Raw genomic sequence first — 25,241 nt, 5'->3', positions numbered from 1 at the left:
CTCATGCTCGGGTATACGGCCGGGTGGACCGGACGTGGCGGCGGTCACGAGCCGAGGCGGCACCTGCAAAGGTGCGCGCGAGCCCATTTCGCGCCGGACATCGAGCCCCGACCGGAGCGCTGAGCCGCGCGGAACGCACGGATCGGCGGCACGAGTCGTCCTGTTCGGAAACGTCACCCGCCTGATACCGGGCCGCGCTACGTTGGAGTATGCGCAGACATATCGGACACGGCGTCCGGGGTCGGCGCGGAGTTTGGTCGCCGATGTCGCCGATTCGATGTGAGTTCGAGGTGATCACATGAATCCACAGACGCGTTCGGGCCGGGTGCGCCCCGAATCGACTGCGGCCGAGACGGACACGCGGCGGGAGGCGCCCATCGACATCGCCGACGAGTTGGAGGCGATGGGCCTGTCCGGTGCGGTGGAGATCGGTCGGGGCGGATTCGGCGTGGTGTATCGCTGCGTGCAGACCGCGCTGGATCGGGTTGTCGCGGTGAAAGTGCTCTCCTCGGAGATCGACCAGGAGAGCCGGGAGCGGTTCCTGCGTGAGGAACAAGCCATGGGCAGGCTGTCCGGCCACCCGAATATCGTCGACATCCTCCAGGTGGACGTGACGGCGACCGGCATGCCGCTCATCGTCATGCCGTACTGCACCCATGGATCGCTGGAGCAGCTCATCCGCGATCAGGGCCCGCTGACCTGGGCGGACTCGCTGCGAGCCGGAGTCAAGCTGGCGGGCGCCATCGAGAGCGCACACCGCGCCCGGATCCTGCACCGTGACGTGAAACCGGCCAACGTCCTGCTCAGCGGCTACGGCGAACCGCAGCTGACGGATTTCGGCATCGCCCGCATCCCGGGCGGGTTCCGCACGTCCAGCAGCATGATCACCGGCTCGCCCGCGTTCACCGCGCCAGAGGTCCTCAAAGGCGACGAGCCGACCATCCGTTCCGATGTCTACGGCCTCGGCTCGACGCTGTTCGCCTTGCTCACCGGGCACGCGGCCTTCGAGCGGCAGGCGGGGGAGCGGGTGGTGGCGCAGTTCTTGCGAATCACCACCCAGCCGGTGCCGGACCTGCGCGAACAGGACATTCCGCCGGATGTGGCCACCGTCATCGAACACGCGATGGCTCCGAGTCCGCGAGATCGCCCGGCCAGCGCTTACGAGTTCGGCGAGATGCTGCGCGAGGTGCAGCGCGGCCATGGCCAGCTGCCCGACGAGATGGCGCTGCTGGACACCATGCCGGAGCCGGAACCGACGATTCCGACCGCGGTGGGCATACCGACCGTGGCGTGGACCGGTTCCCGTCCCGCGGTCACCGCGCGACGCAGCTGGCCGTTGACGCTGCGGCCCGCCGTCTCGCAGCATTCGGCGACCTCGACGACGACACCGCCGACGGCCGTGACCAAATTCCGTCCGCCCACGCCCACGCGAGACCCGATACCGCGGCCGCGTCTGCTGGACACCCTGCGCGGGGGCGGACGGCGCAGACTCGCGGTGATCCACGCGCCCGCGGGGTTCGGCAAGAGCACACTGGCCGCGCAGTGGCGCGCCGAACTCACCGAAGGCTCTACCGCCGTCGCCTGGATCGGTATCGACCGCGACGACGACAACGAGATCTGGCTGCTCGCCCACCTGATCCAGGCGATCCGCCGGGTGCATCCGGACGTCGGCGCCGGTCTGGACCAAGTGCTGGAGGAGCGGCCCGCCGACGCCGCCGCGTTCGTGATTCCCACGCTCATCGACGAGATCCACGCCGCGGGCAAGACGGTCGTGGTGATCGTCGAGGACTGGCAGCGGATCACCGACGCGGGTGCGCACCGGGCGATGGAAGCCCTACTGGACAACGGCTGCCACCACCTGCGTTTCGTCGTGACCAGCCGAGAGCAATCCGGCCTGCCGACGAGCCGGATGCGGGTGCACGACGAACTGGTCGAGATCGGCTCGGCCGCGTTGCGCCTGACCGAGGCGGAGACCAGGCAGATCCTCGTCGAGCGCAACGGATTCGACCTGACCCCCGAGCAGGTGACCGAGATCCACACCGCCACCGACGGCTGGCCCGCGGCCATCCAACTGGTCGGACTGTCCCTGCGCGGCAACGCCGACCCCGCTCAGCTGATCGCCACACTGTCGGAGGGCAACCACGGCATCCGCGAATACCTCGCCGAGAACGTGCTGGACACCTTGGAACCCAAGATGCTCGAGTTCCTGATGTCGATCGCGGTGACCGAGCGGATCTGCGGCTCGCTCGCCGCGGCGCTGTCCGGCGAACCGGACGCCGAACAGCTGCTCGAGCAGGCCGAGCAACGGGAGCTGTTCCTGCGGCGCATCGAGCACGACCCGGAGTGGTTCCGGATGCAACCGTTGTTCGCCGAGCATCTGCGGACCCGGCTCGATCGCGTTCACCCAGGGAAGTCGAAGTCGCTGCACCGCAAGGCTTCGCGCTGGTACGCCGAACACCAGCTGCTGCGCAAGTCGGTCGACCACGCATTGGCCGCGACCGATCTGAAGATGGCGCTGGACCTGCTCGAGGGCGGCGGGATGGACCTGATCGACGGATCCCGGCTCGCCACCCTGCTGGGCAGCGTGTCGAAACTACCGATGCAGCAGGTGGCCTCGCGCTCGAAGTTGCTGATGGCGGTGGCCAGGGCGAATGTCAACTTGCAGCAGTCCGGCGCGGCGCGCAACGCGCTGGGCAGGCTGTCCAACATCCTGGCCCGCGGCTCCACCGGTGACGCGGATGTGCGCGTGCAGCGCTGCCAGGCGGCGGTGCTCGCCGCTTCGGACCAGATCGCGCGCGACCACACCGAAGGCGTGCTGGATCGGGTCGCGGACTGCCTGCAGGAGCCCGACGATCTACCTGCGTGGACGGTCTCGACCGCGGCGAACCTCACCACGTTCGTGCGCCTGTGCGGATTCGACTTCGAGGGCGCCAGGAAGATCCAGGAATGGGCCGAGGACTATCACAAGGACTCGAAAGACCCGCTGGGCCTGGTATTCGGCCGCTGCGGCCAGGGAGCGGCCGCCTACGAGCAACTCGACGTCGCCACCGCCACCCGCTGTTTCCAGCAGGCGTGGGAGTCCGCGCGCGAGCGCTCCGGACCGCGCTCGCACGCGGTGCGCGTGGCCGCCGCTCTGCTCGGCGAAACGAGTTATCGCCGGGGTGATCTGGAGACCGCAGACCGGCTGCTGGACGAAAGCCACGAGCTGGTCACCCGGGTGGGGCCGGTGGACTTCCTGATCTCCACCTTCGTCGTCGGCGCGCGGGTCAAGGCGGTCGGCGGGGATCTGTTCACCGCGGCCACGAGGCTGGACGAGGGCGCGCGCATCGCCGCCGACAACCGCCTGGCGCGCCTGGCCGCGCACATCCGCGCCGAACGGCTGCGTCTCGGGCTGCCGCTGGAGGCCGGGGAGCGCCGCTACACCGATCTCAGCGAGTCCACGCCGCTGCAGATGGGGCATAGGCTGACCGGCGCAGCCCTGCTCACCGCCGAGGCGGAGGAACTCGCCGCGATTCGCGCGCTGCTCGCCGAACACCGGCCCGGCTCCGACGACCGGGCCGTTCGCCGCGCCCGCGCGCTCTACGACCACACTCTGCAAAAGCACCGTCCGCGCGCCCAATTGGACGCCGCGCTGCTCCTGGCCGAATGTCTGGCCACCGCCGGCTGGGTCGGCGAGGCCACCAACCTGCTGCTGCCCGCGGTCACCACCTGCGCGGGCCTCGGCTGGACCAGGCCGCTGCTGGACGCGGGCCCCGGCGTGGTCGGCATCCTGCGCGTGCTGCGCGCCGACCTGCCCGCCTCGGCCCAGGTCGGTGACATCGAACTGCCCGCCCCGTTCCTGGATGAACTCCTGAACGAGGCGGGCAGTCAGGCCTACTGAACGAACCGGATTACGGCTGCCACCACGGGCGCAGCGGCACGGTCCAGTCGCCGTCGGCGGGGAGCTTGACCCCCAGCACCTGGTGCAGCTGAACCACGTTGCGCTGGAAGCCCAGCCGGCAACCCGCCATGTACAGGCCCCACACCTTCGCGGTGCCCTCGCCGACCTCGGCCACGCAGGCGTCCCAGTTGGCGACCAGGTTCTTGCACCATTCGTGCAGGGTCAGGGCGTAGTGCTCGCGCAGGTTCTCCTCGTGCAGCACCTCGAGCCCGATGTTCTGGATCTCGGAGATGATCCGCCCGGAGCCGATCAGCTCGCCGTCCGGGAACACGTAGCGGTCGATGAAATCGCCCGCCTTGGTGGTGCGGGTGTTGTCCGGGCGGGTGATGCAGTGATTCAGGAACAGGCCGCCGTCGCGCAGCTTGCTCTTGATGTAGTCGAAGTAGAACGGGTAGTTGTGCACACCGATGTGTTCGGTGAGGCCGATCGAGGACACCGCGTCGAACTCGCCCTCCGGCACATCGCGGTAGTCGGAATGGCGCACCTCCGCCAGGTCGGCCAGGCCTTCCTCGGCGATCTTCTTCTGTGCCCAGTCCGCCTGCTCGGCCGAGAGCGTCGCGCCGATCACCTTCACGCCGCGCTTGGCGGCATAGCGCACCATGCCGCCCCAGCCGCAGCCGATGTCGAGCAGCCGGTCACCCTCCTTCAACCGGAGCTTCTCGAACACCAAGCGGTACTTGTTCTCCTGCGCCTGCTCGAGCGTCCAGTTCTCGTCGCCGTAGACCGCGCAGGTGTAGGTCATCGACGGGCCGAGTACGTACTCGTAGAAGGCGTTCGAGACGTCGTAATGGTGGTGGATCGCTTCGGCGTCGCGGGTCTTGGAGTGGCGCAGGCCCTCGAAGGCGATCCGACGCCAGCGCGGCAGGGTCTCCTGCGGCGGCGGGGCGACCGGCTTGAGCCGCTCCCAGCCCAGCGAGCGCGCGATGGTCACCAGCGCCAGCGCGGACGGACGGCGGAACTTCAACCCTTCCAGCGCCTTCAGGATCTCGTACGGATCACCCGGGTGCACGCCGGTCGCGGTCATGTCGCCGGAGATGTAGGCGCGGGCCATGCCCAGGTCGCCGGGGGCCGTCGCCAGATAGTTGATGCCGCGCGGGGTACGGATGTCCAGGCCGAACTCCGAATCCCCCGGTCCGGTCGCGCTGCCGTCGTAGGCCGTCAAGCGGATCGGGACTTCGCCCTCGACGAGGGTCTCGAAGATCTCGGCAATGCTGAGTTTGGTCCCGAGATCGGCGAAGACATCGGAACGGTCCTTGAATGTCGTCATCTGCGTTGCACCGCCTTCGAATACAAATCCAGCAGGCGCTGGTCCGGGTCGTAGCGTTTCTTCAGTTCGGTATAGGTGTTTCCGCCGTAGAGCGCCGCGAACTCATCCTTGTCGTAGAAGGAATCCGAGTACAGCGACTTATGACCGTCGAACTCGGTCACCGTGCGCTCGATCGCGCGGTTGGCCGCGCCCTCTCGCTGCCCGGGGGTGGTGGGCACGGCCGACCAGAATCCGACATTCACGTAGGTCCGGTCCGGCTCCAGGGGGTACAGCGGCCAGGTGCGTCCACCCGGCCCATCCGGGTCGCCGCTCTCGCGCAAACGCAGTGGGCACAGCCAGATCGGCTCGATCGGGATCTCGCGCAGAAACCATTCCACGAAGTCGGCGGTGCGGTCCACCGGCACCTCGATGTCCTGCACGACCCGCTCGCGCGGGGGATTGCCCTTGCGCGCCTCCAGCTTGTCCGCGATGGCGTACTTGTGGTCCAGCGCCACGAGCTTCCAGTAGAAGCTGCTGCGCCGGTAGCGTTTCGGCCAGAACCGGCGGATCCTCGGGTGCTGTGCGCCGAAGGCGCGCGAGCACCAGAACCAGTCGGTGTCCCAGCGCCACAGGTAGTCGTGGATGGTCAGGCGGTCGCGCTTGGGCGTGTCGCCGTCGTGCTGGATGGACCGGTAGTAGATGTCCATACCGGTGTAGTCGCTGACCGGGCCGGGCTCGTCGGTGCGGCGGCCCAGCGTCAGGTAGCTCTCCTCGGCGGAGAAGACGACGCCGTCCAGATAGTCGACGGGCTCACCGTCGTAGGCGCGGTCCGTCACGATCGTCGCGAGGGCCGCCTCCAGTTCGCGCAGGTCCCGGAAACGCACGTGCCGCAGCGCGACGTACGGCCGCACCTCTTCCAGCTCGATCTTCAACCGCACCGTGTAGCCCAGCGTGCCGTAGGAGTTCGGGAATCCGCGGAACAGATCGGCGTGCTCGTTGTGCGGCGTGGCGGTGAGGATCTCGCCCGCGCCGGTGAGCACGTCCATCTCCAGCACCGACTCGTGCGGCAGGCCGTTGCGGAAGGACGTGGACTCGATGCCGAGGCCGGTGACCGCACCGCCCAGCGTGATCGTCTTGAGCTGGGGAACGACCAGCGGCGCGAGCCCGTACGGGAGGGTGGCGGCAACCAGCTCCTCGTAGGTGGTCATGCCCGCGACATCGGCGGTCTTGGCGACCGGGTCGACGGCGATGACCCGGGTCAGTCCGGAGACGTCGAGACCGGGCGCGGGGTTCTTCGCCCTGGCGCGGAATAGGTTCGACGTCTTCTTCGCCAACCGGACGTTGGCGTGCTCGGGTATCGCGCGGTAGCTCGCCAAAAGACGGTCCACGCCCGCTCGATGCGCGGCAAATCCTGATTCGCGTGCGGCCGGTGGGTGTCCGGCCTTCCCCAACAGACTCACTGCCACCCCTCGACGCTAGTACGGACCAAACGGCGGGGCCACCGCGCGGGCATGGTGGCGGAGAAATGTCACGCATATGTTGCGAAATGGAATACCGAATTGTCTGGAGTAGTTCGCGGCACCCTCGGCGCTTTCCTCCGGCGCCGACAGTGCAGGATGGAGTTCGGTCGAGACACCGCATCCGGACAAGGAGCTCATTGTGGGACAGGTCAGCGCCAGTAGTTCGATCGACGTGCAGGCGGATCCGCAGCGCGCGCTGGAGGCCATCGCCGACTACGACACGGTGCGTCCGCGCATTCTCTCGTCGCACTACCGCGACTACAAGGTGGTCGAAGGCGGCAAGGGCGCGGGCACCGTCGCGGAGTGGACTTTGCAGGCCACCGAGAAGCGTTCGCGTAACGTGCACGCGGTCGTCTCGGTATCCGATTCCATTGTCACCGAGCGCGACTCGAATTCGACGCTGGTGAACACCTGGACCGTCACGCCGGAGGGCACGGGAGCGCGGGTCACGCTGCGCACCACCTGGAAGGGCGCGGGCGGTATCGCGGGCATCTTCGAAGGCATCTTCGCGCCGCTCGGCCTGAAGAAGATCCAGGCCGAGGTGCTCGGGAACCTGCAGCGCGAACTGGCCTGATCGGACGGACGCGACGACGGTCCGTCGGGCCGTCGTCGCGATGTCGAGCGGCTTACTCGGCGGTGTCGAGCGGCCTACTCGGCGGCGATGTCGAAGAGGTTCCCCTCGGGATCGGCCAGCGTCGTCCATTTCATGCCCCACTCGTCGAAGTCGCCGACGTGCTTCGCGCCGAGGTCGATCGCGCGTCCGACTTCGTCCCCGTCGGAGGCGAGCAGGTCGAGGTGGATCACGTTTTTCCCGGGGTTCTTGTCGGGCACCCGGAGGAACATCAGCGCGGTCGCGGCGCCCGTGGTCCGGCCGACGGTGGCGAACTCCGGGGTGGGGCCGGGATCGACGGGCGTGTCCAGCAATCGCGACCAGAATTCGGCGAGCGCGCCCGCATTCTCGCAGTCGATGGTGACATGGGCGATAGAGAGTGTCATGGATGTCTCCTTGTTCACGGTTGGGCGATGGGCCAGCACACTTCGGTTCGGTAGGTGGCGGGATCGTCGGACACATCCGGTCCGAGCAGGTACAACTCGCGGATCGGTTCGGGCAACGCGACATCGTGTTCGGCGACATGACTGCCCAGCGCGCCGTAGGTGCGGTCGAAATCCTCGAACGGGCCCTCGTGCACGGTGACGGCGAATCGGCGCGTGGGTAACTCGATCGCCGAAAGGCCCGGGGGCAAGACGATATCGGCCCGGGCGACCGGTACGAACGCGACGACCGCGCCCTCGTCCTGTTCGAAGAAATCGGTGCCGTAGGTGGCGCCGCCGACACCCGCGGGTGCGATACCCGCGGCGGCCAGCGCCTCGTACAACGCCGGGAACGTCGACGCGCACCACTGGTCGATGTGTTCGCGCGCCACCGTCGCGCCGATCGCCGCGGCCGGGAACGCCGGAACCACGCGATACTCCACGGTGATCGGGGGGGCGGGCGTCAGCAGCGAGCGCAACGACGCCACGACCGCACGGGTACGGATCAGCTCCGCCTCCATGCGCTCCAAATGCGCGCGCAGCGTGGCGTCACGGGCGTCGTCATCCGGCGCGGCGAGGACGGCGCGGATCTCCGGGACCGGCATGTCCAGCTCGCGCAGCCGCCGGATCAACTGTGCCTGCGTGACCTGCGCCGTCGCGTACCGCCGATAGCCCGAACCGGCGTCCACGTCGACCGGAGCCAGTAGGCCGATCTCGTGGTAGTAGCGCAACGTCTTCACGCTGAGATTGCTCAGCCTGGAGAACTCCCCGATGGGGACGGTTGCCGTCATGGCACCAGCCAACACCCTCCAGCGACGGGAGGGTCAACGACACCCGGTGTTCAGGCGAGCGCGAAGGTCAGCAGAAGGGTGGTCTGGAACGCGCCGCGCCACCACGAATAGCCGAACCACACACCCGGGGTGACCTCCCGGATCTCGTCGTAGACCGGCGGCGTCGGGGAGGGCGCGTAGTTCAGGGCCCAGGCAGGCTGCCCGTCGGTCAGCGCGGGCGCCGCGTAGACGTCGGCGCGCCAGCCCTCGATGCCCGCACCGGTGAGGCGGTTCATCAGGTAGCCGCCGTCCGGGCCGGTGTAGAAGGTCTTGCCGATCCACAGCGGGGGCGCGACGGCTTGCATGACCGGTGGACGAGTGACCCAGCCCGACTTCACGCCGGAGGGAACGTCGCCCAGCGGCGCGGCGCGGAAGATGGCGTCCTGCTGCTCCGCCGAGCACCGGAAGCGCAGCGAATCGAGTGTCGCGGCCTTGTCGTCCGGATAGAGGACGCAACCGTCACCGTAGTCCGCGACCGCGGGGGTGGTTTCGGCATCGATGACCTCTCGGGCATCGGTCACCTCGGTCGCATCGACGATCTCGGTCGCATCGACGATCTCCGCGTCCGCGGACGCCGTTGGCGCCGTGGCGCCGAGAAAGATGCTGGGAACCCCAAGCGTGAGCACCAGGGTGCTCAGGAAACGTGCACGAACTGCGATCATCTTTGTCTCCAGATTTGCACACCGGCCCCGACTCGGTGTCGATGGTAAGGCGCGCTCGGTCGGTCTCCACCGGAACTACCCAACCTGTTATCCACCATGCGCCGCGACATCGGACCCGTCGGGCCGCGCCGGGGACACGGTGCGGCAGGACTAGGCTGGCCGGTGACACCTTCTCCAGAGAGGACCCTCCCGTGCAGCCAGGTGGCCAGTTCGATATGCAACAGTTGCTCGCCCAGGCGCAGCAGATGCAGCAGGCGGTGATGGAAGCCCAGGAAGAGATCGCGGCGACCGAGGTGGAAGGCGAGGCGGGCGGCGGCCTGGTCCGGGTCACCATCAAGGCAAGCGGCGAGGTGGTGTCGCTGACCATCGACCCGAAGGCCGTGGATCCCGACGACGTCGAGACTTTGCAGGACCTGGTCATCGGCGCGGTCAACGACGCGATGGCCAACGCGCAGCGCGTCGCCGCGGAACGGCTCGGACCGCTGTCCGGCGGCCTCGGCGGCGGTTCGCTGCCCGGTTTCTGAGCCGGGGTAGCAGTTGTACGAGGGTCCGGTCCAGGATCTGATCGACGAATTGGGCAAGCTGCCCGGCGTCGGTCCGAAGAGCGCCCAGCGCATCGCCTTTCACCTGCTCGGGGTGGAACCGCCGGAGATCGATCGGTTGCAGGCCGCGCTGCAAAAGGTGCGCGACGGTGTGCAGTTCTGCGTGACGTGCGGGACGGTCTCCGACGGCGAGCTGTGCCGCATCTGCGCCGACCCGCGCCGGGACCGGACGATGATCTGCGTGGTCGAAGAACCCAAGGACGTGCAGGCGATCGAGCGCACCCGGGAGTTCCGCGGTCGCTACCACGTGCTCGGCGGCGCGCTCGATCCGCTCAGTGGCATCGGCCCCGACCAGCTGCGCATCCGGGAGTTGCTGGCGCGCATCGGAAACCAGGACGACGGCGTCGACGTCAGCGAGGTGATCATCGCGACCGATCCGAACACCGAGGGCGAGGCCACGGCCACCTATCTGGTCCGGATGCTGCGCGACTTCCCCGGCCTGAGCGTAACCAGGCTGGCCTCGGGCCTGCCGATGGGCGGCGACCTCGAATTCGCCGACGAGCTGACCCTCGGCCGCGCGCTGTCCGGGCGGCGCGCGCTGTAGCAGGCGCGAACGCCTCTCCCGAACGGGATTGCGCGCCGCCCGGCGTGGGTTACCGTGTCGGAGATGAGCATCGAATTCTTGCTGACGACGCTCGTCATCGTCGCCACCCCCGGAACCGGTGTGCTGTTCACGCTCGCGGCCGGGCTGTCCAGGGGCGTGCGGGCCGCGGTGATCGCGGCTTTCGGCTGCACGCTCGGCACCGTCCCGCACCTGATCGCGGCGATCACGGGTCTGGCCGCGCTGCTGAACGCCGGCGCGGTCGCGTTCCAGACGCTGAAGTACCTCGGCGTCGCCTATCTGGTGTACATGGCCTGGAGCACCTTCCGGGACAAAGGCGCGCTCGCCGTGCCGGAACGGACCGGGCACACCGCGCCCTCAGCGCGGAAGGTGATCACCTCGGCGGTGCTGCTGAACCTGCTCAACCCCAAGCTGACCATCTTCTTCTTCGCGTTCCTCCCGCAGTTCGTGCCCAGCGGCGCGCCGAACGCGGTCGCGCGCATGCTCGAGCTGAGCGGCATCTTCATGCTCGCGACCTTCGCGGTGTTCGCGGTATACGGCGCCTGCGCGGCCGCCGTCCGCGACCAGGTCGTGTCCCGGCCCGCCGTCGTCACCTGGACGCGGCGGGTTTTCGGCGCCTCGTTCCTCGCGCTGGCGGGCCGGCTGGCCATCCAGAACCAGTGACGGTGCTAGAGATCGACGCGAGACCAGGGTAGGCCGGGGAAACGGCTGCGGTCGTCGTTGGCCCAGCCCCAGATGAGGGCGGCCACGGTGGCCGGGTCGGAGACGGTGGTGCCGAAATGCCTGTCGGGATCGCCGTCCCGGTATTCCACGGTGTACGCGCCGGAGTTGTCGCGGTAGGTCTGGATGTAGAACTGGTCGCCGCGCTCGACCACGAGGTACGGGTTGGGCGGGCTCAGCTCCGGGATCCACTGCTGGACAAGCGCTTCGGTCAGGTACGGGAACTCGCCCGCGCCACCGTGCGTGACCATGGCGCCGACGTGCCCGGCGGGATCGATCAGCCAGGCCAGCTGGGGGTCGTAGACGGCGTAGTTCAGCGGTGTGGCCAGTTCGAACAGCAGGTGGCGGACGAAACCGATCGCGTCGTAGGGACACGCCACGTGCAGCACCGCGCCGGTGGCCGCGCCGCCGACCGGCGCGGTGCTGAGAAAGCCGTCCTCCTCGGGCAGTTCCGCGTTGCGTCTGTTCAGTTCGGCCGCGATCCGCGCTACCGTCCCCGACTCGGGGGCGCCCTGCTGGGTGCTCAGGTAGGCGTCGACCTCCGCGATCGACGACGCGACACCGGACGGCAGCAACACGTGGTCATAGCTCACCGGGCCAGGGTACGTAACCGTTCAGGCGCGGCGGCGGACCGTGTCGTCGTCGGTGCACCGGCAGCCGCCCGCGAGGTCTCGGCAATCGAGGACGAAGGCGTGCCGATCATGGCTGAGCTCGAGGCACTGCTCGTCGGTGCATTCCGCGATCCGGCTCGCGTGCACGATCAGGGTTCCATGGCAGTGGTCGAACGCGGATTCACAAGATGAACAACCTGGTGTACGCATATGACCTCCTGACGAGATCGTTGTCGTGGTTCGGTGATACCACCGGCTCGGCGGTCACGGTGGGACCCCGGCCCGTGTGTCGGCGTATCCGGCGCAGGTGCGGCCACGCCGCGCGGGCTGCCGGTTCGCCCGGCGCCGGGGCCGCGACATGCGAAAATAGTCACACAGCCCGCCGGGCGCGGACCGCCCGGAGCGTTCGACGACCGTTGGTACGGATGGCGCGGAAGCGAGGTCGGCGCGGTGACGTTGCGCGATGAGCGGCGGGAACCCGCGACCGGCGCCACGATGCGCGAGCAGCTCACGCGCTACCGCTCGGAGGGCGCCGAAACCGCCGCCTACGACGAATGCGGCGCGCCCGTCGCGGGTTACTACGACGAACTGGTCGACGCGGACGGCAACGTGCGCCGGATGTGGTCGGAGCTGTCGGCCGACTTCGCCGAACTCGGCGGGGATGGCCTCGGCAGGCTGGACAGCCGGGTGCGCAGGCTGATCGATGACGACGGCATCACCTACCTCGAGGTCGGTGCAGCGGCCGAAACCCCGGCGCCGTGGCGCCTCGATCCGATTCCCCTGCTGGTCGCCGCCGACGATTGGACCCGGCTGGAGGCCGGGTTGGAGCAGCGCTCCCGTGTGTTCGACGAGGTGCTCACCGATATCTACGGGCCGCGCAGGACGCTCGGCTCGGGACTGCTCGCGCCGGAGGCGGTGTTCGGCAACCGCGGCTACGTCCGCGCCGCGCACGGCATCACCGTGCCGGGGCGGCACCAACTCTTCCTGCACGCCTGCGATATCAGCCGTTGGAGCGACGGGCGGTTCCGGGCGCTCGCCGACTGGACGCAGGCGCCGGCGGGCGCCGGATACGCGCTGGCGGACCGCAGGGTGGTCTCGACCGCTGTCCCGGAATCGTTCGAGCACGCCAATCCGCGTCCGCTGACACCGTTCGCCAGGGCGATGCGATTGATGCTGATCGAATCGGCGCCGACCGACGACGACGAGCCGGTGGTCGTGGTGCTCAGCCCCGGCGTGCACTCCGAGACCGCGTTCGATCAGGCGTATCTCGCTTCCACGCTCGGTTTTCCGCTGGTGGAGAGCGCCGATCTGGTGGTGCGCGACGGCGCGCTGTGGATGCGGTCGCTGGGCACGCTGAAGCGGGTGGACGTCGTGTTGCGCCGGGTGGACGCCGAATTCTCCGATCCGCTCGATCTGCGGCCGGACTCGCGGCTGGGCGTGGTGGGACTGGTCGAGGTACTGCGGCGCGGCGCGGTGACGGTGGTGAACACGCTCGGCAGCGGACTGTTGGAGAATCCCGCGCTGGCCGGTTTCCTGCCCGCTTTGTCCCGCGCGCTGCTGGGCGAGGACCTGCTGCTGGAGAGCGCGCCGTCGTACTGGGGTGGGCACGAGCGGGAACGCAAGCACTTGATCGCGAAGCTGGACGAGCTGATCTTCCGCTCCGCGGTCGACGGGGCCACGGTGTTCGGTCCCGAGCTGAGCCGGGATCAGCGCGCGGAGCTGAAGGCCGGGATCGATGCGCACGGGTGGCAGTGGGTGGGCCAGGAACCGGCGCAGTTCTCCGTCACGCCCGCCATCCGCGATCACGGCGGCCTCGGCGCGGCTCCCGTCGGCATGCGGTTGTTCTCGCTCGCCCACCGGGGCGGCTACACCGTGATGTCCGGTGGTCTCGGCCAGTTGCGTCAGCGCACGCCCGATCGTGCCGCGCGCAAGGTCGCCGCCAAGGACATCTGGGTACGGGCCGCGCCGACGGCCGCCGCCGCGATCAGCACCGAGCCGCCCCGCGAGCGCGAACGGCGCACCGCCCCTGCCGTGGCGGCGATCAGCTCACCGCGCGTGCTCAACGACCTGTTCTGGATCGGCCGTTACGGCGAGCGCGCGGAGAACGCCGCCCGTCTGCTGATCGCCACCCACGAGCGCTACCAGGAGTTCCGTTATCGCCCCTGGCTGGAAGGCGCCGCGGCGATGCCGATCCTGCTGGCCGCCCTCGGCCGGGTCACCGCCACCGCGGCTCCGACCGAGGGACTGTTCGGCCCCGAAGTGCGAGCCCTTGCGCCGCAGCAGAGTTCGGCCGACCGCGGTACGCCCGCGCCGGGCGTCGCCGTCGACGGGGGAGTCGCGCGATACGGCGATGAGCGGGCACACGCCGGGGCCGGCTCGACCGCGCATGCCGAAGGGCAGCCGAGACCCGTTCCGGCGCTGCCCGGTGCGGGAGGGGCCGCCCGCGAGGAAGCCGTTGCCGGCGCCGATGCGCATCCGGTCGCGGCCGGTGTGGAGGCCGTCGCCGGGCGATCGGACAGCGACGAGACGACGAGCGCGGCGGAGGACAGCGCGCCGCCGGTGCCCGGCGCGTCCCGTGCCGGTCACGACTACCTCGTCGCGCTGACGATCGACCGGGAGCTGCCCGGATCGCTGGCCTTCGCGATCGACCGGTACGGCAACGCCGCGCGCGCCGTGCGCGACCAGTTGTCGGTGGACACGTGGATGATCCTCGGTGCGGTGGACCGCGCGCTGGCCGGTTATCCGGCCGGGGTGGACGACCTGGAGGCGGAGTTGTCGGACGTGCATTCGCGCACCCTGGCCGGGCTGCTCGCGCTGTCCGGGATCGACGGAGAGTCACTGATCCGCGACACCGGATGGCACGTCAGGGACATCGGCAAGCGCGTCGAGCGCGGCCTCGCCATGACCGCGTTGCTCTCGGCCGCGCTGACCAAGCGGTATCCGGAGCAGACCGAGCGAGAAGTGACGGACTGGGTGTTGCGCGCCACCGAGTCCTCGGTGAGTTACCGCAGGCGGCATCAGGATTCGACGCGCCTGTCGAACGTCGCCGAACTCCTGCTGTTCGACACGGCCAATCCGCGCTCACTGGCTTACCAGCTGGAGCGGTTGCACGCCGATTTCCACGCGTTGCCAGGCGCTTCGGCGTCCTCGCGTCCGCAGCGGCTGCTCGCGGACGCGCGCCGCATGCTGCGCCGCCTCGACCCCGACGACTTGGAGGTCACCGACTCCGAAGACCGGCGCACCGAACTGGCGGAGCTGCTGGAGGGAGTGCACTTGCGTCTGCGCAAGGTATCCGAATCCTTCGAGACCACGACGCTCTCGCTGCCGGTCGGCATCCAGCCGCTGTGGGGTAGCGCGCAGGTTGTCGAATGACCGGCCCGGGCGGTGCGGTGCGCCGCTATCAAGTGGAGCATCGCACCAAGTACTCGTACTCCGGGGAGGTCACCAACTCGTACGGTCGCGCCTACCTGACGCCGCGTGATTTGCCCGGCCAGCGACTGTTGTCCCACGACATCCGGATCGACCCGGCTCCCTCGGACCGGTCGGTGGGCGCGGACGTGTACGGCAACATCACCTCCTACTTCCACGTCACCACCGAACATCGTTCGCTGACCGTCGTCGGTGAATCGCTGGTCGAAGTCGACGCCCCCCTTCGGGATGGCGGCCCCGCCGCCGAACCGTGGGAGAAAGCGCGGCCGACCGGTGCGAACGGACCGTTCGCCGTGGAGTTCGCCCTCGACCTGCACCCGCCGGAGATCACCGCGGAGCTCGCGGCGTACACGGCCGAATCCTTCCCACCGGGCAGGCCGCTGCTGGACGCGGTGGCCGAGCTGAACACGCGTATCCACGACGACTTCGCCTACCGGTCCGGCGCCACGACGGTGTCCACCCGGGTGGCCGACGTGTTCGCCGCGCGCGCGGGCGTCTGTCAGGACTTCGCCCGCCTCGCCGTCGCCTGCCTGCGGTCGCACGGCCTCGCCGCCCGTTACGTGTCCGGCTACCTGGCCACCGATCCGCCGCCGGGCAAGGAGCGGATGGTCGGCGCCGACGCCACGCACGCCTGGGCGGCCGTGTGGACGCCCGCCGCGCACGGATCCGACCGCGCCGGCCACTGGCTCGACCTCGACCCCACCAACGACCAGTTCGGCGACGAGCGCTACATCACCGCCGCCTGGGGCCGGGACTACGCGGATGTCCCTCCGCTGCGCGGCATCATCTACACCGACGCCAAGGACAGCACGATCACCGTTTCCGTCGACGTCACCGAGATCGGAATCAGACCGGCACGCGACGTACCGGTACCGCACGACCCTTGATCGCCACCGCGAAGGACCAGTTTTGACAGTCGACCAGAAGGCCGCCGCCCACCGGATGTACGAGGCGTTCAACGCCCGTGACTACACCGCGACCGAGGAGATCTTCACCCACGATTTCTACAGCCACCCGCTCGAAGCTACCGGGCCGAGCAGCGTCGTCCAGGCATGGAAGCGTTTCCACCAAGCCTTTCCCGACGTCCGCGTCGTCGTCGAGGACATGATCGTCGACGGCGATCGGGTCGCCGTACGAACCAGCGTGCACGGCATCCCCGACCGGCACCCACCGATGATGCTGGAGATGTTCACGATCCGCGATGGTCGGATAGCCGAACTCTGGGGATTGTCCTCCCTACGTCGCGAGGCCTGAGAGCGTTGCGATTCCGTCGCCGATGACTCCGGCGGTGATCAGGATCGGAATGGGGTGGCACCGAGGCGGATCAACGCGCCCATCAGCGCCGTGTCCTCAGCGATCACGGTCGGTCCCTGTACCGGTGACGTCGCTGTCGGTGACGGCGAATGGGACCGGGCAGCAGGGGTTCTCACTACAGGCGATCAGGTCGTCACATCCGGCCGCGAGTGCGGCGCGCAGGGTGTCGCGCACCGCGGTCAGCTCGGCTAGTTTCGCGTCGACCTCGGCCAGCTTGGCCGTGGCGCGGGCCTGCAACCCGGCATCGGCGCGGCGGCGGCCGAACCGGGTGGCGGCCAGCAGTTCGGTGACTTCGTCGAGGGTGAACCCGAGCCGCTGGGCCGCTTTGATCACCCGCACCACCGTGACCGACTGCTCCGGATACAGTCGATGCCCACCCAGGGACCGCCGCGGTTCGGCGAGCAGCCCGCGCCGCTCGTAGTACCGCAACGTCTGGGCGTTCACTCCCGCCGCCGCGGCCAGCTCGCCGGTGCGCAGGCCGGTCACCTCCGGCCGCCGATCGAGGCTTCCACCCGCGCGGCGAGCGCATCGAGGACCTCGACCTCGGTGTCGGGAACCTCGATGCGCATCACCGGTCCGGAATCGGCGGTGCCGAAGCCGAACGCGAAGAACGCGCAGCAACCCGATTCCCGGGCGGCGAGATCACGGCCGACCGGTTCGGCGTCGGCGTCCAGCAGCAGATCCAGCCGCGTGCGCGCGGGCCGGCGCGCGCCCCGCACCGAGTCGGCGAAGAACCGATCGAACTCCGCGACCCGGGCAGGCTGCTCGACGGTGGGCAAGGTGCATGACTCCGGCACCCGATCCCCAGCGGAAGGCGAAATCATCATGTGGCCACGGTAAGCGTGTACCCGGGTACAGGATGCAACCCCGACCGGCGGAATCGGGCCCACCAACGCTTCGAGCCACGCGGGACCACCGGCCACGTCGCGATGCTCGTCGTGGCGGTACCGCCGCGAGCCCTCGGCCGAATCGTGCGGATCATCGTCGCCGCGCCCGGATCGCCGGCCGGTCGGGCGAGACCACCCGCCCAACTCAGGCGCGCAGGCGCTCCCGGCGAAGCTGATCGACCTCGGGGAGGTCGAGGGGAGCCAGCTCGGTGACGCCGAGGGCGCGCGTCAGCAGCAGGTCGGCGAGTTCGGGGTTGCGGGCCAGCGCAGGGCCGTGCATGTAGGTGCCGATCACCGAACCCTGGACGACGCCCTCCAGCCCGTCGCCGACGCCGTTGCCGACACCACGGGTGACGCGCGCCAGGCCGTGCGCTTCACCGCCGAGTTTCGTACCGCCACGGTGGTTTTCGAAGCCGGTGAGCGCCGCGGTGAGCCCGTCGAGCAGCGGTGCGGTGGTCACCTCTCCGATCGCGCGTTCGGTCTGCGGCGAGGTGGTGACGTCGATCAGGCCGACGCCGTCCACCCGCTCGCCCACCGAGGTCTCGTACCACTGGCCGAGCACCTGGATGGCCGCGCAGATGGCCAGCACCGGCGCGCCTTTCGCGGCGGCGCGCTGCAAGCCGGGATAGCGTTGCAGGTGCCGGGTGGCCAGCCGCTGGGCGGAATCCTCCGCGCCGCCCAAGGTGTAGATGTCCAGGGAATCCGGCACCGGGTCGGACAGCGTGATCTCCACGATCTCGGCGTCGTAGCCGCGCATGCGCAGTCGCTGGCGCAGCACGAGGGCGTTGCCGCCGTCGCCGTAGGTGCCCATCACGTCCGGCAGCACCAGGCCGATGCGGAAGGTCGAACTCATGATGCCTGCTCCTCGAGGTCACGGTTGAGATCGCGGAACGCGGTGTAGTTCGCCAGCACTTCGACGTGGCCCGCGGGGCACGATGCGATGGCGCGCACCGGATCGGGCACCAAGGTGTGCTCCACGCCTGCGTAGGTCAGCCGCACCGCCAGGTCGGTGGCGCGCTCGCCCGCGGCCACCACCTGCACGCCTTCGAAGTGCTCGAACCGCACGTCCCACAGCCAGGACAGGTCCTCGCCGTCGGGCACCTGGCCGTTCACCGCGATCACCAGGCCCGCGGAGGTCGGCTCGATCATCGACAGCGCCTCCTGCCAGCCCGCCGGATTCTTCGCCAGCAGCAGACGCGCGTCGTGCTCACCGACCTGCACGGTGCGGTAACGGCCCGCGATCTCGCGGACCGTGCCCGCGGCCGCGACGGCCTGCTCCGCGTCGGCGCCGAGTGCGACGGCGGCTGCCACCGCCTGCGCCGCGTTGCCGCGATTGGCCCGGCCCGGCAGCGCGAGCCGCAGCGGGAACCGCGCGTCCTCCGGCCCGACCAGGTCTTCCCCGTCGAGCCACCAATCCGGTTCGGGGCGTTGGAAATCGGCACCGGTACTGCGCCAGTGCGTGCCCTCCCAGACGATCGGCTCACCGCTGCGCGGGCAGCTGGTCGCGTCCATCGCCCAGCCGCTGCCCGCGGACACCCACACCACGTTGGGGTGGTCGTAGGCGATGGAGGTGACCAGGACGTCGTCGCAGTTGGCGACCACGACGGTGGCGGGGTGCCGGGCCAGCCCGGCGCGCAGCTTGCGCTCGATCATGTTGATCTCGCCGACCCGGTCGAGCTGGTCGCGGCTGAGGTTGAGCAGCACCACCGCCGAGGGGTTCAGCGAATCGGTGACGTGCGGCAGGTGCAGTTCGTCCACCTCGATCGCGGCCAGCGGCGCGCGCCGGTGCGCGTTGAGCGCGGCGACGATGCCCGCGTCCATGTTCGCGCCGTCGGCCTGGGTGGCGACCGCGCCGAGGGTGCTGAGCGCGGCGGTGGTCATCCGCGTGGTGGTGGACTTGCCGTTCGTGCCGGTCACCAGCACGGTGCGCCGCTGCCGCCCCAACTGGTCCATGACGGTCGGATCGATCTTCAACGCGATCAGGCCGCCGATCATCGAGCCCTTGCCGCGACCCGCCTTCTGCGAGGCCCAGGACGCCGCTCCCGCCGCCGCCAGCGCGAGTCGTCCGCGCACCGATATGTCTGCCACGTCGCGAGTCTATGTTCGCCCCGCGCTCCGGGCGCGCCGCGGTCGGGTGGCGTGGGCCACGCGGCTCAGTCCCGGTAGAGCTTGGCCGCGTAGTTCTCCGGCGAGTAGTAGCGCTCCAGTTCCTCCACCGTCTCGGTTACGTTCGTCTGCACCTCTTTGACCAGGCACGCAGCGCTGGGCAAGGTGTCCTGCGGCCACTGCTCGGGCTCCCACAGGTGGCTGCGCATGAACGCTTTGGCGCAATGGAAGAAGATCTGGTCGATATCCACCTCGACGGCGAGGATCGGGCGGTGCCCGCGCACCACCATGTCGTCGAAGTACGGCGCGTCGCGCACCAGCCGGGCACGGCCGTTGATCCGCAGCGTCTCGCGGCGGCCGGGGATCACGAACAGCAGGCCGACATGCGGGTTGGCCAGGATGTTGAGGTAGCCGTCGGCGCGCCGGTTACCGGGGCGCTCCGGCACGGCGAGGGTGGTGTCGTCGAGCACCCGCACGAACCCGGCCGGATCGCCTTTCGGGGAGGCGTCGCAGTTGCCGTTCGCATCGCTGGTGCTCATCACCAGGAACGGGGAGGCGGCGATCCACTCCCGGTCCCTGGCGTGCAGCGCGACCCGCTCCTTGGTGGCGGTGCGCGGCGCGACTTCGCCGAGCAACGCCCGTAGATCCGCCGGGTCGGTGATCTCGTCGGAGGCGATGCTTTCACGCATATTTCGATTCAAGCACCGCAGCCCGGAGGATGGCGCTCGAAATCGGTTCCTGCGAGGGGAGATCGATCACATCCGTTCACACCGGGATGTCCAAGATGTTGGGACTACCCGGCTGTGTAGCGGTCAGCGCAACGACACCGACCCGCGGCACACCAGCCCATTCGGCGGATGCGCGAACTGCTGACCATCAACCCACCCTCGGCCTACACGGGGCTGTCTCAGCCGTGGGCGCGATCGCTGCGTGCCGCACTTTTATGCCGGTCGGCCGCTCCGTCGGAGAACTCCGACGATGCCAGGAGCGCGGCTACCTGGCGATGAAGTCGACAGACGTTTCCACATTGCCTGGCTGCATTCCGGCATCGGTCAACACCTTGAAATCACATCGACTACGTAGCTTGTACCATCGTCCTCGATCGATTTTGATGCTCGAATGGAGGAGGTAGTCGCGCGGGATGTTTTGATGATCGTCGGAGTAGCCGGCAATTCCGCCTATTGTGGTATGGCAGTTCATGCCGCCGTACACAATGTTTTGAGTCGCGGGCAATAGCTTCAACAACCATGCGAACACGTTCGAACTGTAGTTCACCTGGCCGGTGAACTTCGCGATATTGTTCTGGTACTCTCGATACGCAGAACTTGCCGTGAACTCCAGGTCGGCCGGGTTCGGTTCAGCGGCAGCAAAGCTCGGCACGCATAGAAGAACGGCAGTGGCGAGAGCTGCCGCAAAAGAATATTTCATTATCCCCCCGTTGAAAAGCGTGATCTACAACCAGTCTATTCTCACTGCGCGGAGAGTATGGGAGTCTTGCTGGGCGAATTCGTACTCGACCTCGACGCTGTCACCGATCGAGATATCGTCGAAATTCCTCCCGCGTAATGAGTCCAATCCGAACCAGATGTGATCTCCGGTGATGGACTCAACGATTCCTGTCGCGCGCTTGCTGTTCCAACGCCAGATTTTTCCCCGCGTTATGAGGTCCCCCTCTTCCCCGTGCATAGTCAGAGACTATCGCTTTGCTGAGGTCAGCGCAATAACTCGAGAACGGGCGTTCGGGTGTTCCGGTCACACCGGCATGTCGAACAGGTTCGGCTGTCCCGCCGCGTAGCGGTCGGCGTCGATCCGGCGCAGCGGTTCCAGTTCGGGCGCGCGGAAGAGGGTGTACGTCCGGCAGCGCTCCGCGTTCGAACCGGCAACGTCCAGCAGCGCGTTCACCGCGGCGCGCGCGGACTCGTTGGCGCCCTCCATGGTCGCAAGGTCGACATTCGTGCGCACGTAGTCGCCTGCCAGGAAGAGGTTTTCCAGGGCGCCGTGCGCCTGCGGACGGTACTCCCACGACCCGGCCGTGTTGATCAGCAGCGGATCGGCGTTGGCATTGCGCCGCTGCCCCTCCTGCCAGGTGATGCCCGGGTCGAGGAACCAGGAGTGCAGGTCGGCGTCGCCCAGCACCTCGCCGCGGTCGTCCAGGTGCGCCCGGATCTGTGCCCACGCCTCGCGCGCGATCTCCTCGTGCGTGCACTCTTTGGCCGGTTTGCCGAACAGGATGCCGGGGGTGTTCCAGTCGGAGATGTCCACCGATAGGCAGTCCCGCACAGCGCCGTCGCCGAACTCGGTCAGCTTGCGGCGCCACAGCTGGTTCTGGCTGATCGAGGTGAGCGACCACGGCGCGTCGATATAAGCGGTGTGGCCGCGCGAGATGTCGGCCGACCTGCGCAGATAGAACTGGATGCCGTTCATCCAGTCGGTGACGAGGTTGTCCATCCCCGCCAATTCCGGCTGGACGGCGAGCACCTGCGGCGACCATAGGGTGCGCGCTCGTTCGGCGGGCAGCGCGACGACGAAATAGTCCGCCTCGATCGTGCGCTGCGCGCCGGTTTCGTCGACGACGCGGGCCGCGACGATCCTGCGGTCGCGCACCTCCAGTTCGCGCACCTCGGTGCCGAGCGCGAACTCGGCCCCGAGTTCACGGATCCGCCGCATCCACGGCTCGATCCAGACCGCGGTGGTCGGGCCGTTGAGTACGCGGTCCAAGCCGCCGTCGTTGCCGATCCCCATCGGATTGCCGAGGAACTGCTCGCCCATCGTGCCGATGGTGCGCACGCTCGCCACGTTCTCCTTCGCGGCGACCATGATGCTGGTCAGCGTGCGCGAGAGCAGCGCGCGGAACTCGTGCGAGCGGGCGTGGCCGCCGACGAAATCGTGCCAGGAGGTGCGCTCCCACTGGCCGACGCGGCGGGCATCGCAGCTGGTGTTGAAGACCAGCAGGCGTTCGGCGAAGTAGATGCCCTCGTCGGGGGGCATCTTCAGTGCGGTCGACAACGCCGCGCCGAGCGTTTCGCGGAAACTGTCCGGAGAGAATTCGGCGCGGGAACGCGGACCGAGCGGGACGCGGAAGTCGTCGCCGCCGCGGCGGGCGAATCGCGCTTCCGGTACAGCGACAAGGTTGTCCCATACGCCGTTCGCGTTGCCCGGGAACGGGATTCGGCGCATGGTGTCGGGCACGTGCTGATAGAAGCCCGGAAAGAAGCGGAAGCCGTGTTCACCGGGCAGGTCCGGTCGTCCTTCGACTCCGGTGCCCGGTACGCCGACGCTGCGGGCTTTGCCGCCCCACGCGCGCCTTTCGTAGACGGTGACCTGGAATCCGCGTTCGGCCAGCTCGTGCGCGGCGGTGAGACCGGCGACACCGCCGCCCAGCACCGCGACCCGTCTGCCGCCGGGATTCGCCGCGCCCGGTGTCGGTCGCACCGCACCCGCCGCCAGCGCACCCGCTGCCACTCCCGCCACGACCGTGTTACGAAGCAGTGTTCTTCGCGATACGGTCCATCGATTTTCTGCCATGCGCCGCTCTGTTGCTAGAACCGGGACCAACTTCCACGCCGGGCACCACTGTAAGGCGGCAATTCGAGGATCTCGCACCGACCCCGCGAAGCGATCGGTGCGACGTACGGAACTCGTGCGACCGAGCACACGCGGGCGCGCGCTTCGGCGTCCATGGGGGTCGGCGCCGATCAGGTCGCGCGGGTCCGTCCGGCCCGCGGCGTCGCTTGCCGGATCCGGGCGTGACCGCCCGTCAGGCCGGGCGGCCGGAGTCCGCCGGTGCGGGGGCGCTCGGTGCCCCGGTGCGGATGTCGGTCGTCACGGCACGTGGCCTGCTCGACGTGGCGGCGAACGCGCCTGCCAGCACCACCACGCCTCCGACCAGTGACAACGGGGTCGGTGTCTCGCCGAGTGCAATCCAGGCGGCGGCGATCCCGACGACCGGAACGAGCAGTGAGAACGGCGCGACCAGCCCGGCGGGATAGCGCCCGAGCAGGTAGGTCCACAGTCCCGTGCCCACGACGGTCGCGAGAACGGCGATATAGGCGAGAGCCAGCAGCGCGGGCAAGCCCTCTGCTGTGAACGACTCGGCGAAGGCGCGAGCGCCCGTGGTCGGCCCTTCGGCGACCATGGACAGCGCGAACAGCGGCACCGGCGGCACGGCGGTGGTCCACAGCATCAGATGCAGCGGGTTGACGCCCGGGGTCTCGGTACCCGCCAGGCGCGCGCCGATGTTGCCGAAGGCCCAGCCGAGCCCGCCCGCCAAGGTGAGCAGCACCGGGAGCAGGGTCGCGTGTTCCAGCCGGTCCCAGCCGATCACCGCCATGCCCGCTACCGCCACGGCGATCCCCGCGACCTGCGCCGGGCGAATCCGCTCACCCAGCAGCAGCGTGCCGAGCAACACGGTGAACGGCGCCGAGGACTGCAGGACCAGCGAGGCCAGCCCGGTCGGCATGCCCACCCGCATCGCCGTGAACAGGAACGCGAACTGCAGGATGCCGAACCCGGTGCCGTACAGCAGGATCCAGCGCATCCGCACCGGAGGGCGCGGAACGAACAGCAGCGCGGGCACCGCGAGCACCGCGAAGCGCAGCGCCGCGAAGAAGAACGGGGGGAAGTGGTCGAGCCCCACCCGGATGGCGAGGAAGTTCAATCCCCAGAGCAGGACGACGGTCAGGCCGAGCAGGCGGTCGCGGTTGGTCACGCACTACATCGTGCGGCTCGCTAATCATCAGGACAATCGAATAATAGTGGATGAATGATGTAGTTTGACTTAATGGACAATCGGGTCACATCCGGTCCGCCGATGGCCCTGGAGCGGCTGCGGGTGCTGCGTGAACTGGCCGATCGAGGCACCGTGGCCGCCGTCGCAGCGGCGCTGTCGATGACGCCTTCCGCCGTCTCCCAGCAGCTCAAGGTGCTGGCAAGGGAAGCGGGCGTGGCCCTGCTCGAACCCGACGGCAGACGGGTCCGGCTCACCGACGCGGGCCGCGCCCTGGTGGTGCGCGCCGACGAAGTGTTCGCGGCCATGGATCGCGCGGTCGCCGAGATGGCGCACTATCGCGGCTCACCGCGCGGCCGGGTCCGCGTCGCGGTGTTCCCCTCCGGCGGCGCCCTGCTGCTGCCGCACGTGCTGCCCGGCATGGTGGACAGCGGTGTCGAGGTGGTCGCGCGGGACGAGGACGTGCCACCGTCGGAGGTGGCGCGACTGCTCGCCGACTACGACGTGGTCCTGACCCACCGCGACGAACGCGCCGCGCCCATTGCCGATCCGCGCATCGCCACCCGGGTGCTCATGCGCGAGCCGATCGATGTCGTCGCGGCGCCGACGCATCGGCTCGCGGGCCGCTCGGCCGTGACGCCGGAGGAGTTGGCCGACGAGACCTGGCTGAGCGTGCGGGGCGGATTCCCCGTCGACGACGTGCTGCGCTCGATCGCCACCGTGACCGGCGTGCAGCCGCGCATAGCGCAGCGCCTCAACGATTTCCGCGTCATCGAGACCTTGGTCGCCGTCGGCTACGGTGTCGCGCTCATGCCGCGCTACGCCGTGGGCCACCCCGAACTGGCGGTGCTGCGGCTGTCCGGTGTGCGTGCCGCCCGGATGTACGAACTGGCCACCCGGCCCCGGGCCGAGGCCCGTCCGGCGATCGCGGCCGTGCTCGCGGCGTTCGAATCGGCCGCCACGTCGGCGACGGCCGATTCCGGAACGCCGCACGCAAAAGGCACCGCCGCCCGGGCGTAGCTCCGGGCGGCGGCGTCGAGTCGGCCGATGAACC

General features: G+C 69.0%; 24 protein-coding genes. 9 read left to right on the top strand and 15 right to left on the bottom strand.

Annotation, left to right across the window (positions count from 1 at the left end):
* Positions 1-298 precede the first annotated feature (298 nt).
* Entirely contained in the window at positions 299-3,880 is a 3,582-nt protein-coding gene (locus ACGF7Y_RS32660; RefSeq protein ID WP_393240627.1) for a protein kinase, read from the top strand.
* A gap of 10 nt (positions 3,881-3,890) precedes the next feature.
* Here the strand turns inward: ACGF7Y_RS32660 and ACGF7Y_RS32655 are convergent, their stop codons facing one another.
* Both ACGF7Y_RS32655 and ACGF7Y_RS32650 read right to left on the bottom strand, forming a co-directional pair.
* Entirely contained in the window at positions 3,891-5,207 is a 1,317-nt protein-coding gene (locus tag ACGF7Y_RS32655; RefSeq protein WP_393240624.1) for a class I SAM-dependent methyltransferase, read from the bottom strand.
* Complete coding sequence (locus ACGF7Y_RS32650; RefSeq protein WP_393240686.1) at positions 5,204-6,646, bottom strand: FAD-binding oxidoreductase; 1,443 nt, start codon at positions 6,644-6,646, stop codon at positions 5,204-5,206. The genes ACGF7Y_RS32655 and ACGF7Y_RS32650 overlap by 4 nt, the downstream gene beginning before the upstream one ends.
* 199 nt (positions 6,647-6,845) lie before the next feature.
* Here ACGF7Y_RS32650 and ACGF7Y_RS32645 point away from each other — a divergent pair, with 199 nt between their 5' ends.
* Positions 6,846-7,280: an SRPBCC family protein gene (locus ACGF7Y_RS32645; RefSeq protein WP_040864411.1), complete on the top strand. Its 435-nt coding sequence runs from the start codon at positions 6,846-6,848 to the stop codon at positions 7,278-7,280.
* 74 nt (positions 7,281-7,354) lie between these two features.
* Here the strand turns inward: ACGF7Y_RS32645 and ACGF7Y_RS32640 are convergent, their stop codons facing one another.
* From ACGF7Y_RS32640 to ACGF7Y_RS32630, 3 genes are read right to left on the bottom strand one after another with little or no spacing between them, the layout of a single operon-like run.
* Positions 7,355-7,702, bottom strand: a complete 348-nt coding sequence (locus ACGF7Y_RS32640; protein WP_393240622.1) for a VOC family protein — start codon at positions 7,700-7,702, stop codon at positions 7,355-7,357.
* Positions 7,703-7,716: 14 nt separating this feature from the next.
* Positions 7,717-8,529, bottom strand: a complete 813-nt coding sequence (locus tag ACGF7Y_RS32635) for a MerR family transcriptional regulator (protein ID WP_393240620.1) — start codon at positions 8,527-8,529, stop codon at positions 7,717-7,719.
* Between the two features lie 50 nt (positions 8,530-8,579).
* On the bottom strand, positions 8,580-9,230 hold the full coding sequence (locus tag ACGF7Y_RS32630; RefSeq protein ID WP_393240617.1) for a hypothetical protein: 651 nt from the start codon (positions 9,228-9,230) through the stop codon (positions 8,580-8,582).
* Between the two features lie 191 nt (positions 9,231-9,421).
* Here ACGF7Y_RS32630 and ACGF7Y_RS32625 point away from each other — a divergent pair, with 191 nt between their 5' ends.
* The 3 genes from ACGF7Y_RS32625 (at position 9,422) to ACGF7Y_RS32615 (ending at position 11,057) form a co-directional block, all read left to right on the top strand.
* Positions 9,422-9,754, top strand: a complete 333-nt coding sequence (locus tag ACGF7Y_RS32625) for a YbaB/EbfC family nucleoid-associated protein (protein ID WP_062972321.1) — start codon at positions 9,422-9,424, stop codon at positions 9,752-9,754.
* Between the two features lie 13 nt (positions 9,755-9,767).
* Positions 9,768-10,376, top strand: coding sequence for a recombination mediator RecR (recR, locus tag ACGF7Y_RS32620; RefSeq protein ID WP_393240613.1), 609 nt, complete (start codon positions 9,768-9,770; stop codon positions 10,374-10,376).
* A 63-nt stretch (positions 10,377-10,439) separates the two neighbouring features.
* On the top strand, positions 10,440-11,057 hold the full coding sequence (locus ACGF7Y_RS32615) for a LysE family translocator (RefSeq protein WP_393240610.1): 618 nt from the start codon (positions 10,440-10,442) through the stop codon (positions 11,055-11,057).
* A 5-nt stretch (positions 11,058-11,062) separates the two neighbouring features.
* Here the strand turns inward: ACGF7Y_RS32615 and ACGF7Y_RS32610 are convergent, their stop codons facing one another.
* Together ACGF7Y_RS32610 and ACGF7Y_RS32605 are read right to left on the bottom strand one after the other, a co-directional pair.
* Positions 11,063-11,707: a hypothetical protein gene (locus ACGF7Y_RS32610; protein ID WP_393240607.1), complete on the bottom strand. Its 645-nt coding sequence runs from the start codon at positions 11,705-11,707 to the stop codon at positions 11,063-11,065.
* 21 nt (positions 11,708-11,728) lie between these two features.
* Positions 11,729-11,935 carry a hypothetical protein gene (locus ACGF7Y_RS32605; RefSeq protein WP_391471623.1) on the bottom strand — a complete coding sequence of 69 codons (207 nt, stop codon included), beginning with the start codon at positions 11,933-11,935 and terminating at the stop codon, positions 11,729-11,731.
* A 285-nt stretch (positions 11,936-12,220) separates the two neighbouring features.
* Here ACGF7Y_RS32605 and ACGF7Y_RS32600 point away from each other — a divergent pair, with 285 nt between their 5' ends.
* From ACGF7Y_RS32600 to ACGF7Y_RS32590, 3 genes are read left to right on the top strand one after another with little or no spacing between them, the layout of a single operon-like run.
* The gene (locus ACGF7Y_RS32600) at positions 12,221-15,097 is read left to right on the top strand and encodes a circularly permuted type 2 ATP-grasp protein (protein ID WP_393240683.1); all 2,877 of its coding nucleotides are present in this window, start codon (positions 12,221-12,223) and stop codon (positions 15,095-15,097) included.
* Positions 15,094-16,041 (top strand): transglutaminase N-terminal domain-containing protein, encoded by a 948-nt coding sequence (locus ACGF7Y_RS32595; RefSeq protein WP_393240604.1) that lies wholly within the window; start codon positions 15,094-15,096, stop codon positions 16,039-16,041. The genes ACGF7Y_RS32600 and ACGF7Y_RS32595 overlap by 4 nt, the downstream gene beginning before the upstream one ends.
* A gap of 22 nt (positions 16,042-16,063) precedes the next feature.
* The gene (locus tag ACGF7Y_RS32590) at positions 16,064-16,408 is read left to right on the top strand and encodes an ester cyclase (protein ID WP_393240601.1); all 345 of its coding nucleotides are present in this window, start codon (positions 16,064-16,066) and stop codon (positions 16,406-16,408) included.
* 96 nt (positions 16,409-16,504) lie between these two features.
* Here ACGF7Y_RS32590 and ACGF7Y_RS32585 read toward each other — a convergent pair whose 3' ends face one another.
* The 8 genes from ACGF7Y_RS32585 to ACGF7Y_RS32550 form a co-directional block, all read right to left on the bottom strand.
* A complete protein-coding gene (locus ACGF7Y_RS32585) occupies positions 16,505-16,954 on the bottom strand; it encodes a MerR family transcriptional regulator (protein WP_393240598.1) in 450 nt (149 codons plus the stop codon).
* Positions 16,951-17,295: a hypothetical protein gene (locus ACGF7Y_RS32580; protein WP_393240595.1), complete on the bottom strand. Its 345-nt coding sequence runs from the start codon at positions 17,293-17,295 to the stop codon at positions 16,951-16,953. The genes ACGF7Y_RS32585 and ACGF7Y_RS32580 overlap by 4 nt, the downstream gene beginning before the upstream one ends.
* A gap of 205 nt (positions 17,296-17,500) precedes the next feature.
* Positions 17,501-18,211 carry a type 1 glutamine amidotransferase gene (locus ACGF7Y_RS32575; RefSeq protein ID WP_393240680.1) on the bottom strand — a complete coding sequence of 237 codons (711 nt, stop codon included), beginning with the start codon at positions 18,209-18,211 and terminating at the stop codon, positions 17,501-17,503.
* Positions 18,205-19,443 carry a MurT ligase domain-containing protein gene (locus tag ACGF7Y_RS32570; RefSeq protein WP_393240593.1) on the bottom strand — a complete coding sequence of 413 codons (1,239 nt, stop codon included), beginning with the start codon at positions 19,441-19,443 and terminating at the stop codon, positions 18,205-18,207. The genes ACGF7Y_RS32575 and ACGF7Y_RS32570 overlap by 7 nt, the downstream gene beginning before the upstream one ends.
* Positions 19,444-19,508: 65 nt before the next feature.
* Positions 19,509-20,150, bottom strand: coding sequence for a pyridoxamine 5'-phosphate oxidase family protein (locus ACGF7Y_RS32565; RefSeq protein ID WP_393240590.1), 642 nt, complete (start codon positions 20,148-20,150; stop codon positions 19,509-19,511).
* A 304-nt stretch (positions 20,151-20,454) separates the two neighbouring features.
* Positions 20,455-20,889: a hypothetical protein gene (locus ACGF7Y_RS32560; protein WP_393240588.1), complete on the bottom strand. Its 435-nt coding sequence runs from the start codon at positions 20,887-20,889 to the stop codon at positions 20,455-20,457.
* Positions 20,890-21,213: 324 nt separating this feature from the next.
* Positions 21,214-22,986 carry an FAD-dependent oxidoreductase gene (locus ACGF7Y_RS32555; protein ID WP_393240585.1) on the bottom strand — a complete coding sequence of 591 codons (1,773 nt, stop codon included), beginning with the start codon at positions 22,984-22,986 and terminating at the stop codon, positions 21,214-21,216.
* A gap of 232 nt (positions 22,987-23,218) precedes the next feature.
* Positions 23,219-24,169: an EamA family transporter gene (locus tag ACGF7Y_RS32550; protein WP_393240582.1), complete on the bottom strand. Its 951-nt coding sequence runs from the start codon at positions 24,167-24,169 to the stop codon at positions 23,219-23,221.
* A 102-nt stretch (positions 24,170-24,271) separates the two neighbouring features.
* Here ACGF7Y_RS32550 and ACGF7Y_RS32545 point away from each other — a divergent pair, with 102 nt between their 5' ends.
* Positions 24,272-25,207, top strand: a complete 936-nt coding sequence (locus ACGF7Y_RS32545) for a LysR family transcriptional regulator (protein ID WP_393240677.1) — start codon at positions 24,272-24,274, stop codon at positions 25,205-25,207.
* Positions 25,208-25,241 lie beyond the last annotated feature (34 nt).

Origin of the sequence: Nocardia sp. NPDC047654, from assembly GCF_043205035.1 — a bacterium.
In the GTDB taxonomy this organism is placed as follows: Bacteria; Actinomycetota; Actinomycetes; order Mycobacteriales; family Mycobacteriaceae; genus Nocardia.
The sequence above is the reverse complement of the archived record's forward strand: the minus strand, read 5'-3'. Positions and strand labels throughout refer to the sequence as shown.